Here is a 16454-nt window from a genome sequence, read left to right on the forward strand (position 1 = left end):
TCAATGGCTTGAATGAGATGATGCAGATAATCGTCATTTCGGGAGGAGCGCAATGGCCAACTCGCTCATTGTGCGCAAGGACCATCTACCTCAAGCACAGAAGATACATCGGGCGGCACAATACGTCCGAATGTCCACTGACCTCCAGAAATACTCGACTGAAAACCAAGCGGCTGTTATCGCAGCTTACGCCGCCATTCATGGGCTCACACTCGTTCGCACCTACCGCGACGATGGCGAAAGCGGTCTTAAAATCGAGAAGCGAGCCGGTTTGACCGCGCTGATCCGTGACGTCCAGTCTGGCGAAGCTGACTTCGGTCACCTGCTGATCCTGGATGTTAGTCGCTGGGGACGGTTTCAAGACGTCGACGAGAGCGCGCACTATGAATTCCTCTGTCGGAAGGCAGGCATCAAGGTAGCCTATTGCGCCGAGCAATTCGACAATGATGGCAGCCTTCTGTCGAGCATTGTCAAAAATATCAAGCGGGTGATGGCGGCGGAGTACAGCCGGGAGCTTTCAGGTAAGGTCCATGCGGGAGCTTTGCGGTTGGCGGGGCTAGGCTTCAAGATGGGCGGCTCAGTTCCCTATGGATTGCAGCGACTGGTCGTAGACGAACACTCAACTCCAAAGGGATTTCTTGGTCGGGGCGAGCGCAAATTTCTGGCGTCAGATCGCGTACGACTTTGCCGGGGAACGCCGGCTCAGACCAAGGTCGTGAGATGGATCTACGAGCAGTATTTGAGTGGAAAATCGCCAAGAGGTATCGCGCGCGAACTCAATCGGCGAGGCATTGTAAATAGCCGAGGCGCTCCGTGGTGCAAGAATGCGATACGTGATCTTCTTCGAAACGAAGCATATATCGGTACTTTCATTTACAATCGCACGACGGAAAAGCTAGAGACAAAGAGAGCGCGTAACCCACAGTCCCTCTGGATCAGGAAGGAAGGCATCATCGAGCCTACTGTCGAGCGAAACGTGTTCCTGCGCGTGCAGAAGGTTATGGCGGCACGGCGGCTCATCAAAATCCCAGAGGAGGAAATGCTGCTGAGGCTTCGAAAGCTGCTGATGAAGAAGGGTAAGCTGAGTTCAAGGATTATCAACGAGTGCCCCGGCATGCCCTCAGTCACCTCGTTTTCGGTTCATTTCGGCACGCTTAAAAACGTTTATCGACTGATTGGCTACACGGGCAATCAACACTATTGGGACAAACTCGCCGCGTACAAGCAATGGGTCGAATTTCATCTTCAAAATGCAGCTCGTCTTCGTGTTGCCCTCAAGCGGGCAGGCTCGTTTGCTAGACTTGATCGCTCAGCCAAGTGTTTGAGGTTGAATAGGGCTGAGAACGTCAGCTTTCGGGTCGCCAGATGGTGCAAATATGGGGGCCGAGTGGTACGCTGGATGATGCGTAATCGCGTGCGCCGGCTAGAGGGGTGGGTGATTATTTTGAGACTGGACGAAAATAACCAATCGCCCCTCGATTATCTTCTGCTGCCGTCGGCATCGCTGTTGTTTAATGGCCCTTGGTTTCGGGTCTCCGAAGAATCTCGGGCGGCCCAAAACATAGAGCGCTTCGATACTTTTGACGAATTATCTCGATCGCTCGTTAAGAGGCTCTGCAAAACAACGCGTGCCACTCGATACAAGTCGAACAAGGCGGTGGTCGATATGTCCAAGCCGAAGAGGGGATGCCCGCGAGCCACCTAGGCCAGCGTGCGCACCGGCTGTACCAGGAAGGTGCGGGTAATCCTCCCGCTACGAGTAGGCTGTGTCAGAAGAGACGAATTGCCCAATCGTCTTCCTGTCGGGCGACCGGAATTTTATGCGGGCACAGTCATGACGGAAGTCGACGGGCCAAATGTCCGCATTGTTTACGGCGCGCAATGATCAGCGCTCGATCAGCACGCACCACGCAACTGAAAAGCCATTGGATCTGGCCGCCCCTCATCGCCCGACGAAGTGCGAGCGGCGGCGGAATTGGCGTTTTCCCGCGAGACGAGCTTAGCTCCAACCAACACGGCTGCCTGCAATCTCAATTAAGGCACCTGGTGATCGAATCACGAAGATAAATCATTCAGCCCGCCAGTTCACGCCGGCGGGTTTTCCCTTGGCGCAATTTCCATTGTTTTGAGTGGTCGACGGCGGCGCGCGCTATGTTCAGTCATGGCTTTCACCGCCTCATCTTCGTCGGCGCAAAAAGCGATGCTTCGCCGATCGGCAAACACGAGCCACTGGCGAAGCCCAACTACCCTGATGACGTACTCGGTCATTTTCGAGCGTCCTGCAGCGAATGAACTGCATCTTATGCAAACGACGTTGCTGTTCCATTAATCAGAATCCGGCCCAGGCGGTGAACGCGCACCGAAAGGTGACAAGCTTTTGTCGGTCTTTCTTTTCGAATGGGAAGGGAAGGCGAGTTCGCCGAGGGTGCCATCGAAGGCGTGGCGCTCGCCGTGCTGGTCGCCGGCCTTCTCGACAGGCCGCTTTCGGATCGTCTGCCTGATTGGGTGGCCGACTGGATCTAATTAAAACCTGTCTCGGAAATGACGCCGCCGGTCTCAAAAATACACGCCCGGCGGCGTTTCCTTCCTGAACTGGGACGCTGAAATCCCCAGCACCAAGCAAACTGCAGGGGCTGTGCCACGGGCCAATGACGTGAAGCCGAACGCTCCGGCATCAAGTGCGCGTGATATGTGAGGCCGTTCACACTCGATCATCGCTAATCGGCCTAATACACGCACAAACCGGTGGCGACTCGGTGGCGGAGAATCGTGATGCCGTTTTTCAGCAGCCAAAGCTTGCCGTCAGCAGCCGCCGCTTCAGTGCTCAGTGTTCTCATCGTGGGAGCAGTTGCCTTTGCAGCAGTTGGTTATGTGGAGTGGTCATCAGGCGTTAATCTGATCCACTTCATGGACCGGACTGCCGCGGATGCCTCAACGCCGGCTCTACCGCTCAAGGGGCGAACAGGTTGCGAGCAGGGCAATAAGCCGCTGCCGGCGCTTTCTCTGCGGCTCGAATGACACCAGCCCCGATTAACCTCCCAAGGAAACTAGCCGCCGGGCTTGAAATGCAGCATCCCGGCGGCGCCCTGTTCTTCCAGCCCTGGGCCCTGAAATCCCCAGTATCCGTAGACTAGCAGGCCCGTGGACCGATTGACCGTTGTCTCGTTAGCACACGGTTAAGGAAGAAGAGCCGGCGCCAGGGCCCGTGCGCCAGTTCCTCCCGAAACGTGACCGTGCGAATTCCCCAATCGGTCCCGTCCCACAGAGAAGCGTGAGCCGGTTTGGTTGCTGATTTGCTAACGGCTGTTTCGGTCTTTATCCTTGCGGGACCTGACGCTCAGCGCTTAGGTTTCCCGCATTAGGACCAAAGGGAGTTTTGTCTGTGGCTACAGGTACTGTGAAATGGTTCAACCCGACGAAGGGTTACGGATTCATCCAGCCCGATGACGGAGGCAAGGATGTTTTTGTGCACATTTCTGCGGTCGAAAGGGCTGGGCTGAGCAGCCTAAACGAGGGCGCGAAAGTCAGCTACGAAGCGAAGGACAATCGCGGAAAAACATCCGCCGAAAATCTGCGGGTGGGGTGACGCACCAGGAACAAGGGGCAATGCCGGGAGTCATCATAAGCTCCCGCGATAGGTTGCCCCCCGACCGGGAGTTTAGAGCGGCCTTGGCGTTCCCCGCGCCAAGGCCGCTACCGTTATTGTATGGCATCGCAGCATGAAAATGCGCGAGATAGCGAAGGGCATTGCCTGAGTTTTTTTCTATCATTTTCGGCGAGCCGAGGGCGGGGGTAATCCCTAATGGTTCTGCTTAGGCGCGGAACGGCGGGCAACGCTGGAAGTCATCTTTCTTGCTTCCGTTGTCAGCGCGCCCGACGGCGCGAGCTTGGAATGCGGCCCCGACGCGCCCGATGACCGTGTCGGGGGCGTCTGCTGGTGCGGCCACTGCCCTAGGAGGGCGCAGCGCGGCTTCAGATTGGCGGTCAGGCAAATCGCCGCCGGCTTCTCGCCCGGTATCTCCCCACAAATGCTTTTGATCGTTTGTGCTGCTGGTGATCCCGGCAGACTCGTGCGCGGGTCTGGTGTCCGGGATTAGACTTCGCCAACCACCGATTGACCACCGAAACACAGTGAACAAACAGCGATAACAGTGGTCAATCAGGATCGGCCTTCATTGTTTTTGTTGATTTTTTCGGTTGCTGCTTACGTTCGGGACGCAGGGGTCGCAGGTTCGAATCCTGCCACTCCGACCATTCTTTCAAGCACTTATAGTTTCTGTGTTTTTCGTGCGCAACGACATGCGCATCGATTTGAAGCGCGGCTGCCATGTCGGTCGATTTCGGGACGCCGGTCCCTGATATCGGCGATTCGGGACCATTGGAGCGCGCGAGGGAAGCGGCCCCTGACGTGAAAATGCGTAGCACGTCACCAAGCACCACACGGTCTCCCTTCGGACCTCTCGGCTGATCCTGTCCGACATCAAAGCACGAATAGCCCGCCGCGAGTAGTGCTCAGCTTGCCGGCGCAAATACCCGTCAGGGGTTGCCGACCTCAAAGGCCAGCAGAACGTTGCCGGGCAGGCCGCTCCATTGCGCGTAGCCGGAATTGACATACAGCATGCCGTCGACGACGACCGGGCCGGGTCCGTCCATGGCGCCGCCATGGGCCGCAACGCCGTTGACCGTGGCGTAGTCGCGGGCGGTGTCGATTTCCCAGAGCAGCCGTGCGTCATCGGTCGCGTAGGCGCGCAGGAAGCCGCTCACGCCGCCCGAGAACACGACGCCGGGAATGGCGGTGACCGCCGCGGAGAGAGCGGGGCTGCACTGGGGGCGGTCGCCACAGGCCACCGGCGCCACCTGCATCGCGATCCTTCCGGTCGCAAGATCGAGCCCGAACAGGCCGCCACCTTCGCTTGAATTCAGACGTCGCGTGCCGTCCCTGAGAAATCGTACGTCCGAATTGGCGACATAGATTCGGTCCTGGTCGGCGGCGGAACCCCATTCGGTCCCGCCCAACGCGCCACCCTTGCCGATCCGCGTCTGCCACAGGATCTTGCCCTCGTGGTCGGGATCGAGCGCGTGGACCACGCCGGATTTCTGGCCGATCACCAGCACGCGCTGTCCGTTACGCAGGCTCACCAGGATCGGTGATTGGCCGAAATCATGGTCGGGGCCGCGGTCTTCCGGACAATTGCTCTGATCGGTGCCGAAACACGCAACGACGAAGCTGTCCTTCGGTGTGGCCTGTTGGTGCCAAAGCATTCGGCCGGTCGCGAGATCGAACGCGAGGATGGCATCGCTGGTGTCGGTTGCCGGGTCGGCATAGCTGTTCGAGGTCGCGACATAGAGCGCCTGGCGCTGCACGTCGATCGTCGGCGCGGACCAGACCGACGCGCCGGCCGGACCGAACAGCTGGGTCCCGAGGGCGTTCGCCCGTGTCGGATGCGGTGCCTCGGGAATCGTATAGGCCTTCCAGATCTGCGCGCCGGTCTCGGCCTTCAGCGCAACGACGCTGCCGCGAAACGTACAGCACTGGTAGGTGGGACGAGACCCGATAGCCTCCTCGATCGATGAAACGCCGACATAGACGACGCCGGAATAGAACACTGGCGCACCGGTAATCCGGGCGGCCACATGATCGTCGACCTTGCTCTTCCAGATCAGTTTGCCGGTCGCGGCATTCAGGGCGTAGACGTTGGCACGCACATCGCCAAAGAAGATGGCAGGCTGGCCGTTGTCCAGCGGGGCAAAGCTGATGGCCGTCCGCACCGGCGCCTCGGTCGGAAACGCCCAGCGCGTGCAGCCGCTTTTGGCGTCGAGGGCGTGGACCTTGCGGTCGCCGCCACCGACGAACAGCAAGCCGCCGACGACGGCCGGCTGCGCGTTGGCGTTCGACGTGTCAGGAAATCCGAACGCCCATTTCAGACGCAGCCGCGGGACCTGGTCTTGCGCGAGGCCGGCCATTGCCGCCGGCTGAAACCGGCTGTTGTTGATATCCGTGCCCCAACCGTTCCACCGCGGCCCATCGATCGGCTGCGGAAAGCCGGTCTCGTTCTGCGCGCATTGGCCTGCGCTCTCGGTTGGCACGAGCGACGCGGCCTTTCCGGTGACGAGTGAGGCGATCGCCGCCCGCTCGTCGCTGGTCAGTCCCTGCGCGAAGGATGCCATCGGGCCCGTGGTGATCGCACCAAGCACCTCGTCGAACGATCTGGATTGCAGCGCGGTGCGGCTCGGCGCGCGAACAGCCGCGTTGCTGCTGTCGTGACATTGCGCACAGCGTTGCGCGTAGAGGTCGGCACCGGCTTGCTGCGCCGCGGCGGGCAGGCAAGACGAGATCAGGGCGATGGCAATCGCAGCACTCAGTTTCATCGTGATTCACCGGCGTTGGTTTTTGATGAAGAGAGCAATTGCAGCTTAGCACAACCTTCCGGCTGCCATCGTGCTTGGCGGAGGCCGGCCGCACGTATGGCGGTGCAGGATCCGATCGCCGCCTTCAATTCGAGCGCCCGCCGGCGCGATCTCCCATTGACAGGTCGGCCGATGTGATAGAATTATAACAAGATAAGTTGCAAAAATAACAATATGTCACCATCGTACCAGCGCCGCGCGCGGTCGACGGGAGGAAAATTTGGAATTGTCCGGTTCGATCGCAGCCGAGCCTCGGCCGTCGACGGCGCTGTTGATGGTCGGTGGCATCAACAAGCGCTTCGGCGGCGTGCGGGCGTTGCGCGACGTCAACCTCGAGGTCCGGGCCGGCGAGGTGCACGCGCTGCTGGGCGAGAACGGGGCCGGCAAGTCCACGCTGATCAAGATCCTTAGTGGTGTCCACGCGGCCGACAGCGGCACGATCGAGATCGCCGGCAAACCAGCTACGTTCGACAGTCCGGCTAGATCGCGCGAGGCAGGCATCGCCGTCGTCTATCAGGACCTCAGTCTCGTCGAGTCGCTGAGCGTCGCCGACAATCTGTTGCTCGGCCGCGAGCCGCGTACGCGGTTCGGCTTTGTCCGCAAGCGCGAACTGATGGCCAGGGCCGGGGCGTTCCTGAGCGAGCTCGGCATTCCCCTCGATACCAAGGCAGCAGTCGGCTCGCTGCCGTTCGCCTACCGCCAGATGACCGAGATCGCCAAGGCGCTGATGGGCGAGGTGCGCCTGTTGATCCTCGATGAACCGACATCGTCCCTGACTTCGGATGAAGTTCGTATCCTGTTCGACGCGATCGGCAAGGCGACGCGCCGCGGCGTCGGCGTGATCTATGTGACGCATCGGCTCAACGAGGTGTTCGAGATCTCGCAGCGTGTCACGGTGCTCCGCGACGGCGCCAATGCCGGCACGTTCGTCACCGCCGAGACCGACATGAAGCGGCTGGTGAACTCCATCATCGGCACCGATCGATTGGCGCCCGCGGCGTCGCGCGCTGAACCTGCAGTTGCGCGTTCGTTCGATCCATCGCCGGTTCTGTCGCTGTCGGGCGTGTCCAACGATCGCCTGTCGGCCGTCGAATTGTCCGTGATGAAGGGTGAGATCCACGGCCTTGCCGGATTGATCGGCAGCGGGCGCACCGAGATCCTGGAGACGATCTTCGGCCTTCGGCCGGTCGAGAGCGGCACACTGGCGATCGAGGGCCGGCCGTGGCCGCCGAACGGCGCGGCCGATGCGATCGACCATGGCGTCGCGCTGGTGCCGGAAGACCGGCACATGCAGGGCCTGGTGCTGGATCATTCGATCGAGCGCAACATCACCTTGCCGCGGATTCTGCAATTCTCGCGCTGGGGCTTCATGCAGCAGCGCGCCGCCGCCCGGCGTGCGGATGCTGCGGTGGCGAGGCTGTCGGTGAAGGCGCAAGGCGCCTCGAGCCTGGTCAGGACATTGTCCGGCGGCAACCAGCAGAAGGTCGTGTTCGGAAAATGGAATGATCCGCGGCCGCGCGTGCTGCTGCTGGACGAGCCGACGGTTGGCGTCGACGTCGGCGCGCGCGAGGAGATCTACGGCGTGATCCGCAATGCCGCCCGCGACGGCACCAGCGTCCTGGTGGTCTCGTCGGACCTCGTCGAACTGATCGAGCTCTGCGACCGCATCTCCGTGATCGTCGATGGACGCGTGGCGCGAACGCTGGTGCGCGGGGAGATCGATGATGCCGAAGAGCTCCATCATCTGCTGCAGATCTACCAGGCTTCCGAACAAGGTGTATTGCAAGAGCTGCCCGCATGACCGAACTGACCGCGCCCAACCTCGTCGCCTCGTCGACCCGATCCGATCGACGCCGCAAGCTGCTGCAGAATCTGCTGCGGGGCGAGCGGCCCTACATGCTGTACATCGCCTTCGTGGTGCTGCTGGTCGTGTTCAGCCTGTCCTCGCCCTGGTTCCTGTCGGTCGACAATTTCCTGAACATCGGACGCCAGACCACGCTGGTCTCGATCATCGCGGTCGGCATGACCTTTGTGATCATCGCGCGCCAGATCGATCTGTCGGTCGCATCGACATTGGCGCTGTCGGGCATGGCCGCGGCGCTCGCGATGAGTCAGATCAACAACAGCTGGATCGTCGGCGCTGTTGCCGGGCTCGGCACGGGCGCGCTGGTCGGGCTGCTCAATGGCATCCTGACCACGCAGCTCTCGATCCCGTCGTTCCTGGTGACGCTGGGTTCACTGAGCATGGCGCGCGGTTTGGCGATGATGGTGACCAATACCAAGCCTGTCATCATCACCAACGAGACCTACTTTGCGATCTTCGGCGAAGGCTCGTTCCTGGGCATACCGGTTCCGATCGCCTGGACGCTGGTGGCGATGATCGTCGGCATCCTGCTGCTGCACTATAACGTGTTCGGCCGCCGCATCTATGCGGTCGGCGGCAATCCGACCGCGGCGCTGTATTCCGGCATTAACACCAAGTGGGTGACGACCGCGGCCTTTGTGCTGACCGGCGCGCTGGCCGGGTTCGCGGCGCTGGTGCTGTCCGCGCGCTCGCACGCCGCGCGGCCCGACGTCGTGCAGGGCATGGAGCTCGACGTCATCGCCGCCGTGATCCTCGGTGGTTGCAGCCTGTTCGGCGGGCGCGGCTACATCCTGGGGACGCTGTTCGGCAGCCTCATCATCGGCACACTCAACAACGGCCTCGTGCTGCTCGGCGTCAGCTCGCCGCTGCAGCTCGTCATCAAGGGAGCGATCATCGTGGCCGCGGTCGCCTTCACGAAACGCTAGAGCACGACGGTGCAGCGCATGGGCCGCAAGGTCAGGCGTTGCAAGGGTAGGGGCAAGGTCGCCGGCCTCCGGTCAATCGGCGACCAAAACGGGAGGAAACAATGAAGCCGATCTTGCGACAAACCCTGCCGCTGACCGCGTTGATCGCGGCGACGACCATTTCGATCGCCGCCTCGGCCCGCGCCGAAGTGCCTGCAACCTGCGTCAAGGGCATCGATCTCGCGACGCTTGGACCGAAATCGATCGTCGGTCAGGGGCCGCACGGCGAGAAGGCCGCCTCGCCCGAAGTGCTGGCGCTGTCGGACGCCGATGCCGCCAAGATCAGGGAGAAGCATTTCAAGGTCGGCATCTCCATGCAGACCGTCAATCTCGACTGGGCGCAACTGCAGATCCAGGGCATCACCGATACGCTGAAGAAGTACGGTGTGACCGTCACCGGCGTCGCGTCCGCCGAATATCAGGTCGACAAGCAGATCGCCGATATCGAGAACACCATCCAGCAGCATCCGGATGGCATCATCTCGATCCCGGTCGATTTCACGGCGACCGCGCCGACCTACAAGAAGATCGCCAAGGCCGGCATCAAGCTCGTGCTGATGGACAGCATCCCGACCGGCCTGAAGCATCCGGAGGAATATGCCTCCATGATCTCGGCGGATAGCCAGGGCAACGGCCTGATCGCGGCCCAGATCCTGGCGTCCTGCGTCGCGCAGGGCGGCACCATCGGCCTCGTCAATTTCGGCGTCGATTATTTCAGCACCAACGAGCGCACCAAGGGCGTCCGTGAGTGGATGCAGAAGAATCGTCCCGACATCAAGATGAAGCAGGTCGACTTCACCGACCCGCCGAAGGTGTCGCAGATCGCGGGCGACTTCCTCACCGGCAATCCGGATATCAAGGGTCTGTTCGCGGTCTGGGACCAGCCGGCGCTCGATACGCTGAGCTCGATGCGCGCGCAGGGCATCGACATTCCGGTCGCCACCGTCGATCTCGGCCTGCAATCGGCGATCGAGATCGCCAAGGGTGGCCCGCTGAAGGCGACCGGATCGCAGCGCCCCTATGACCAGGGTGTCGCCGAAGCGATGGCCATGATGAACGCGCTGCTCGGCAAGGAAACGCCCGGCTGGATCGGTGTGCAGTCGCTGCCGGTGACGCAGTCCAACGTGTTGGAATCCTACAAGACGGTGTTCAAGAAGGAGCCGCCGCCGGAGCTGACCGACGCCTGCAACAAGGCGAAGCCTGCCTGCAACTGAGCCGCAGGAGTGCGATGCGTGGTCCCGCGAGCCCGCGCATCGTGAGCAGCCTGATCCGGGCGTGCCAGCCCCCGCTCGGATCAGGTTGCGCTGGTCACGTACTCGACGGGAAGGCTACGGAAGTGCTTGCGCATGTCCGCTGACGCCGCGCCGCCGACGATGATGCGCGAGAACGCGCCGATATCGGAGAAGAACGCCGACTTGAGGCTGCCGAGCTTGCTGGCGTCGATCACCAGGATGCTTTCCATCGCGGTCTCGATGACGGCCTGCTTGACGGCGACCTCGTGAAAATTCGAGCAGCTCGCGCCGCGGGTCCAGTGCACGCCGCCCGCGGAGATGAAGGCCTTGTTGATGCCGAGCCGCCGCAGATAGGATAGGCCGTCGTCCGACGCAAAGGACTGCGACGACGGATGGTAGAGGCCGCCCATCAGCATCACCTGCGTGGCCGGCCGTCGCGTGACGATCGACGCCACGTTCATCGAATAGCAGATCACCGAAAGCGGCAGGTCCTCCGGCAGGCAGTCCGCCAGCGACTGCATCGTCGTGCCGCAATCGATGAAGATCGTATCGCCTTCCTTGATCGAGGCCGCGGCAGACCGGCAGGCCAGGCGCTTGTCCTGGGTGTGCTGATCGATCTCCTGCTCGAACGTGTACTTGACCCCGGTCGGCGACGCCGCATTGACGACGTAGCCGCCGAGCAGCGCCAGCGCGGCGTCCGGCCCGGCGAGATCGCGCCGGACCGTCATTTCGGAAACCTTGAGGAGCTCGGCGGCGTCCTTCAGATGCAGCGTGCCGCTCGATTCGACGGCGCGGCGCAGCCTCTGCAGGCGCTGCACGCGCGTCTCGCTTGGTCGTGCGTTCGATGTTTCAGCCATTTTGATCGCCGGGCTTGCTTATCCGATTGACAATGATCTTACAATGTTGTGAGTTTATCAACGTCGATTTGTTACAATAATAACATCCAGTCCGGCGGGCTGATCGAAGGTCGGGGACGATGTCGTCCTCAGGCAGTCGGCAAACCCCGCGGCAAGGTCAGGGGAGGATCACATGTTGCGATCGACACATTCAGTCTATCTGGCGATCTCGTCGATTCGCTAGGACGCACGGCGCCTCCATGACGCAGAGCGTCTTCATGCAGAATCCGTCCCCATTGGCCGCGCAGTCGCCTTCCCCGGGCGGCGGGCATCAGCTCCCGCGCAACAGCGGCCGCGCGCTCGAGATGGATTGGGTCGACGAGATCAGGATCAATCTGTCGGCCGCCGAACGCCGCGTTGCGAGCCTGCCGGGCCGGCGCACGGTCAAGAAGGACGCGCAGGCGGCGTGGCTTCTCAAGGCGATCACCTGCATCGACCTGACGACGCTCAATGGCGACGATACGACCGAACGGGTGAAGCGCCTCTGCGCCAAGGCCAAAGCGCCGGTGCGCGGCGACCTTCTCGAGCGGCTCGGCTTTGCCGGCCGTGAGCTGCATACCGGCGCGGTCTGTGTCTACCATCGGTTCGTGGCGACGGCCGTCGAAGCGCTCAGCGGATCGGACATCCCGGTCGCCGCTGTCTCGACCGGATTTCCCGCAGGCCTCGTGCCGCACGATCTGAAGCTGAAGGAGATCGAAGCGTCGGTCCGCGACGGCGCGCAGGAGATCGACATCGTCATCACGCGCGAGCATGTGCTGACCGGCGATTGGCGGGCGCTTTACGCCGAGGTGCAGGATTTCCGCGCCGCCTGCGGCGACGCGCATCTGAAGACGATCCTGGCCACCGGCGATCTCAAGACGCTGCGCAATGTCGCCAAGGCGTCGATGGTCTGCATGATGGCCGGCGCCGATTTCATCAAGACCTCCACCGGCAAGGAAGGCGTCAACGCGACGCTGCCGGTGACGCTCGCGATGCTGCGGATGATCCGCGTCTATCAGGAGCGTACCGGCTACCAGATCGGCTTCAAGCCGGCTGGCGGAATCTCGACGGCAAAGGACGTGCTCAACTATCAGTTCCTGATGAAGGAGGAACTGGGCCGCGACTGGCTCGAGCCGGACCTGTTCCGTATCGGCGCCTCCAGCCTGCTCGCCGATATCGAGCGACAGCTCGAGCATCACTTGACCGGCCACTATTCGGCCTTCAATCGCCACCCCGTGGGATGAAACTCCAGCGATGAGCGTCGCAAGCTATTTCGAGACCATGGAGTATGGCCCCGCGCCGGAGGCGGACGGCGAGGCACGCGCCTGGCTGGCGCGGCATGGCGCCACGTTCGGGCATTTCATCGCCGGCAAGTTCACAGCGCCGCACGCCGGCAAACACCTCACGACGACCGAGCCGGCCACGCGCAAGACGCTGGCGCGCATCGCGCAGGGCGCTGCTGCCGATGTCGAGGCGGCGGTCAGCGCCGCACGCACCGCGCAGACAGCGTGGGCAAAGCTTGGCGGTCACGGTCGCGCGCGTCATCTCTATGCGTTGGCGCGCATGCTGCAGCGTCACGCCCGGCTGTTCGCCGTGCTGGAGGCGATCGACAACGGCAAGCCGATCCGGGAAACCCGCGATCTCGACGTGCCGCTCGCTGCGCGCCATTTCCTCTATCACGCCGGCTGGGCGCAGCTGCAGGAGCGCGAATTCACCGATCAGGTGCCGGTTGGCGTGATCGGGCAGATCATTCCGTGGAATTTTCCGCTGCTGATGCTGGCGTGGAAGATCGCGCCGGCGCTGGCCGCGGGCAATACGGTGGTGCTGAAGCCGGCGGAGTTCACCTCGCTCACCGCGCTGCTGTTCGCCGAACTGTCGGCCGAGGCCGGCCTGCCGCCGGGCGTGTTGAACGTCGTGACCGGCGACGGTGCCACCGGCGCGCTGCTGGTCGAAAGCCCTGGCGTCGACAAAATCGCGTTCACCGGCTCGACCGAGGTCGGGCGGTTGATCCGCCAGTCGACCGCAGGCACCGGCAAGTCCCTCACGCTGGAGCTCGGCGGCAAGTCGCCGTTCATCGTGTTCGACGATGCCGATATCGACGGCGCGGTGGAAGGCGTGGTGGATGCGATCTGGTTCAACCAAGGCCAGGTCTGCTGCGCCGGTTCGCGGCTGCTGCTGCAGGAGGGGATCGCGGAGACTTTCCGCCGGCGCCTGATCCGCCGCATGGAGACGCTTCGCGTCGGCATGCCGCTCGACAAGGCGATCGACATGGGCGCGGTGGTCGCACCGGTACAACTCGAACGGATCAAGTCGCTGGTCGAGACCGGGGTGAAGGAAGGCGCCGAGAAATATCAGGCGTCCGGTGCCATCCCGGCGGAAGGATGTTTCTATCCGCCGACCTTGCTCTGGAACGTGCATCCATCCTCGACGGTTGCGACCGAAGAAATCTTCGGCCCTGTTCTGGTGGCGATGACGTTCCGCACCCCTGACGAGGCCGTGATGCTCGCCAACAACACGCGCTACGGCCTTGCCGCCAGCGTGTGGAGCGAGACGATCGGTCTGGCGCTCGATATCGCGCCGAAGCTGCTGGCCGGCGTGGTCTGGGTCAACGCCACCAATCTGTTCGACGCCAGCGTCGGCTTCGGCGGCTATCGCGAGTCCGGCTTCGGCCGCGAGGGCGGCCGTGAAGGCATGTATGAGTACCTCAAGCCGAAGGCCTGGAGCGGGCGCAAGGCGCGGGCCAAGGCATCGCCGCTGGCGACGGCTTCTGGCGCCAGCGCCGGATTCGATGTGCCGCCGATCGATCGAACGGCGAAACTGTTCGTCGGCGGCAAGCAGGTGCGCCCGGACGGCAATTATTCGCGTCCGGTGCTGTCGCCGAAGGGCCGGCGCCTCGGCGAGGCAGGCGAGGGCAATCGCAAGGATATCCGCAATGCGGTGGCCGCGGCGCGCTCCGCCGAGTCTTGGGCGCGGGCGACGGCGCATAATCGCGCCCAGATCCTCTATTACCTTGCCGAGAATCTTTCCGCGCGCGGCGACGAATTCGCCCGGCGTATCGCCGACATGACCGGCGTGTTGGCTGCGAAGGCGCGCGCGGAAGTCGATGCGAGCATCGAGCGGTTGTTCAGCTATGGCGCCTGGGCGGACAAATTCGAAGGATCCGTCCACGCGCCGCCGCTGCGCGGCGTGGCGCTCGCGATGCATGAGCCGATCGGCGTGGTCGGCGTCGCCTGTCCCGACGAGGCGCCGCTGCTTGCCTTCATCAGCCTGGTGGCGCCGCTGGTTGCGATGGGCAACCGGGTCGTCGCCGTGCCCAGCGAGCGGCATCCGCTCGCCGCGACCGACTTCTACCAGGTGCTGGAGACCTCGGACGTGCCTGGCGGCGTGGTCAACATCGTCACCGGCGATCACAGCGAGCTGGTCAAGGTGCTTGCCGAGCACGACGATGTCGACGCGCTCTGGGCGTTCGGATCGCAGGACGCCTCAGCGGCCGCCGAACGGCTGTCGATCGGCAATCTCAAACGGACGCTGGTCGATCATGGCCTCGCGCTCGATTGGTACGACAAGGCCGCGAGCGAGGGCCCGATCCTGCTCCGCCACGCGGTGCAGGTGAAGAACATCTGGATTCCGTACGGTGACTAGCGACGTCACCTCACGGTGATATCGATGGGGTTCGGACCGTCAGAGTCCGGCGAGTTTGAACACGAGGGAGGGACGCAACATGCTCAAGGGCATCGATCCACTGCTCAATGCCGACGTACTCTATGCCCTGCGGGCGATGGGGCATGGTGATCGCCTGGTGGTGTGCGATACCAATTTTCCAGCCGACTCGATCGCGCGGCAGACAGTTCTCGGCCGGTTGCTGCGCATCGACAATGTCAGCGCGGCTAGGGCGATCGAGGCGATGCTGTCGGTGATGCCGCTCGATACGTTTGTCGACGATGCAGCGATCCGCATGGAGATTGTCGGCCAGGCTCAGGAAGTGCCACCCGTGCAGCGCGAGGTGCAGGCCGCGATCGATCGCGCGGAGGGACGGTCATGGCCGCTGGTCGGCGTCGAGCGCCACGCTTTCTACGAGAAGGCCAAGACGGCCTATTGCGTGATCGCGACGGGCGAGCGGCGCTTCTACGGCTGCTTCCTGTTCAGCAAGGGCGTGATCGGGCCGGACGGGGAGTGACGAGATGAGCAAGAGTGGCGTCGCCGTCCTCGGCGTCTTCGTCGTCGACTTGGCGTTCCGCGCCGGCAACATGCCGGCGATCGGCGAGACCATCGCCGGTTCGGGATTCGCGATGGGGCCCGGCGGCAAGGGATCCAACCAGGCTGTCGCGGCCGCGCGGGCCGGCGCCGGCGTGAGCTTTATCTCGCGGATCGGCAGCGACGCCTTCGGCGAGCTTGCGATCAAGACCTGGGAGGCCGAGGGAATCCGGCCGCGCGTGGCCAGGACGGCGGAAGCGCCGACCGGCGCAGCCTTCATTTACGTCCATGAGACGCGCGGCGACAACGCCATCATCGTCGTGCCGGGTGCAGCGGGCGGTATCGGCCCGGCCGATGTCGACGCGGTGGCGGACGCGATCCGCGACAGCCGCGTGTTCGTGACGCAGCTCGAGCAGCCGGTCGATGCAGCGCGGCGCGGGCTCGAGATCGCGCGCGCCGCCGGCAGCATCACGGTGTTCAATCCGGCGCCGGCCATCCAATTCGACGATGGTCTGTTTGCGCTGTGCGATTACGTCGTTCCCAACGAGACCGAGGCCGAAGCGCTCACAGGCATCGCGGTGGGCGACCTCGCCGGCGCCCGCCGCGCCGGCGACGCCCTGTTGGCCAAAGGCGCCGGGACCGCGCTGATCACCCTCGGCGAACGCGGCGCGCTATTCCATGCGCGGGATCGCTCGCTGCACGTGCCGCCCTTCGCGTCCGGCAAGGTCGTCGAAACCACCGGCGCGGGCGATGCATTCGTCGGCGGCTTCGCGGCGGCGCTCGCGGACGGCGTCGATCCGCTCGAGGCTGCGCGGTTCGGTGCGGCCACGGCGGGAATCTCGGTGACCCGGCCGGGCACCGCGCCCGCGATGCCGCGGCGCGCGGAGATCGAAGCGCTGCTGAGGGGATGATGCTG

General features: G+C 63.2%; 15 protein-coding genes. 11 read left to right on the top strand and 4 right to left on the bottom strand.

From position 1 onward, the window contains the following. Window positions 1-52: 52 nt before the first annotated feature. The gene (locus ACVMB1_RS03060; RefSeq protein WP_063790129.1) at window positions 53-1705 is read left to right on the top strand and encodes a recombinase family protein; all 1653 of its coding nucleotides are present in this window, start codon (window positions 53-55) and stop codon (window positions 1703-1705) included. A gap of 380 nt (window positions 1706-2085) precedes the next feature. On the opposite strand, the gene ACVMB1_RS03065 is transcribed toward ACVMB1_RS03060, so the two are convergent. Further along, window positions 2086-2268 carry a hypothetical protein gene (locus ACVMB1_RS03065; protein WP_141341666.1) on the bottom strand — a complete coding sequence of 61 codons (183 nt, stop codon included), beginning with the start codon at window positions 2266-2268 and terminating at the stop codon, window positions 2086-2088. Window positions 2269-2397: 129 nt separating this feature from the next. Here ACVMB1_RS03065 and ACVMB1_RS03070 point away from each other — a divergent pair, with 129 nt between their 5' ends. From ACVMB1_RS03070 to ACVMB1_RS03080, 3 genes are all read left to right on the top strand, one after another. Further along, window positions 2398-2523, top strand: coding sequence for a hypothetical protein (locus tag ACVMB1_RS03070; protein WP_456848287.1), 126 nt, complete (start codon window positions 2398-2400; stop codon window positions 2521-2523). Between the two features lie 249 nt (window positions 2524-2772). After that, on the top strand, window positions 2773-3018 hold the full coding sequence (locus ACVMB1_RS03075) for a hypothetical protein (protein ID WP_141341663.1): 246 nt from the start codon (window positions 2773-2775) through the stop codon (window positions 3016-3018). A 364-nt stretch (window positions 3019-3382) separates the two neighbouring features. Continuing rightward, window positions 3383-3586, top strand: a complete 204-nt coding sequence (locus tag ACVMB1_RS03080) for a cold-shock protein (RefSeq protein WP_028336518.1) — start codon at window positions 3383-3385, stop codon at window positions 3584-3586. Window positions 3587-4155: 569 nt separating this feature from the next. Here the strand turns inward: ACVMB1_RS03080 and ACVMB1_RS03085 are convergent. Further along, on the bottom strand, window positions 4156-4437 hold the full coding sequence (locus ACVMB1_RS03085) for a hypothetical protein (protein WP_141341660.1): 282 nt from the start codon (window positions 4435-4437) through the stop codon (window positions 4156-4158). 99 nt (window positions 4438-4536) lie between these two features. Further along, window positions 4537-6369 (bottom strand): outer membrane protein assembly factor BamB family protein, encoded by a 1833-nt coding sequence (locus tag ACVMB1_RS03090; RefSeq protein ID WP_057018881.1) that lies wholly within the window; start codon window positions 6367-6369, stop codon window positions 4537-4539. A 259-nt stretch (window positions 6370-6628) separates the two neighbouring features. Between ACVMB1_RS03090 and ACVMB1_RS03095 the strand changes: the two genes are divergently transcribed. The 3 genes from ACVMB1_RS03095 (at window position 6629) to ACVMB1_RS03105 (ending at window position 10451) form a co-directional block, all read left to right on the top strand. Beyond that, entirely contained in the window at window positions 6629-8209 is a 1581-nt protein-coding gene (locus ACVMB1_RS03095) for a sugar ABC transporter ATP-binding protein (RefSeq protein ID WP_253640478.1), read from the top strand. Beyond that, window positions 8206-9198 (top strand): ABC transporter permease, encoded by a 993-nt coding sequence (locus tag ACVMB1_RS03100; protein WP_253624233.1) that lies wholly within the window; start codon window positions 8206-8208, stop codon window positions 9196-9198. Before ACVMB1_RS03095 ends, ACVMB1_RS03100 begins: the two co-directional genes overlap by 4 nt. Window positions 9199-9299: 101 nt before the next feature. Further along, entirely contained in the window at window positions 9300-10451 is a 1152-nt protein-coding gene (locus ACVMB1_RS03105; protein ID WP_141341650.1) for a substrate-binding domain-containing protein, read from the top strand. A gap of 80 nt (window positions 10452-10531) precedes the next feature. Here the strand turns inward: ACVMB1_RS03105 and ACVMB1_RS03110 are convergent, their stop codons facing one another. Then, window positions 10532-11326 carry a DeoR/GlpR family DNA-binding transcription regulator gene (locus tag ACVMB1_RS03110; RefSeq protein WP_057018878.1) on the bottom strand — a complete coding sequence of 265 codons (795 nt, stop codon included), beginning with the start codon at window positions 11324-11326 and terminating at the stop codon, window positions 10532-10534. Window positions 11327-11583: 257 nt separating this feature from the next. Here ACVMB1_RS03110 and deoC point away from each other — a divergent pair, with 257 nt between their 5' ends. The 4 genes from deoC to ACVMB1_RS03130 all read left to right on the top strand — a co-directional run bounded on the left by deoC (window position 11584) and on the right by ACVMB1_RS03130 (window position 16449). Then, window positions 11584-12588 carry a deoxyribose-phosphate aldolase gene (gene deoC, locus ACVMB1_RS03115; RefSeq protein ID WP_141341685.1) on the top strand — a complete coding sequence of 335 codons (1005 nt, stop codon included), beginning with the start codon at window positions 11584-11586 and terminating at the stop codon, window positions 12586-12588. A 10-nt stretch (window positions 12589-12598) separates the two neighbouring features. Then, the gene (locus ACVMB1_RS03120; protein WP_141341647.1) at window positions 12599-14986 is read left to right on the top strand and encodes an aldehyde dehydrogenase family protein; all 2388 of its coding nucleotides are present in this window, start codon (window positions 12599-12601) and stop codon (window positions 14984-14986) included. A 79-nt stretch (window positions 14987-15065) separates the two neighbouring features. Next, a complete protein-coding gene (locus tag ACVMB1_RS03125) occupies window positions 15066-15521 on the top strand; it encodes an RbsD/FucU family protein (protein WP_141341644.1) in 456 nt (151 codons plus the stop codon). Window positions 15522-15525: 4 nt separating this feature from the next. Further along, window positions 15526-16449, top strand: a complete 924-nt coding sequence (locus tag ACVMB1_RS03130) for a ribokinase (RefSeq protein WP_141341641.1) — start codon at window positions 15526-15528, stop codon at window positions 16447-16449. Window positions 16450-16454: the final 5 nt, after the last annotated feature.

This window comes from Bradyrhizobium sp. USDA 4504 (genome assembly GCF_054063995.1).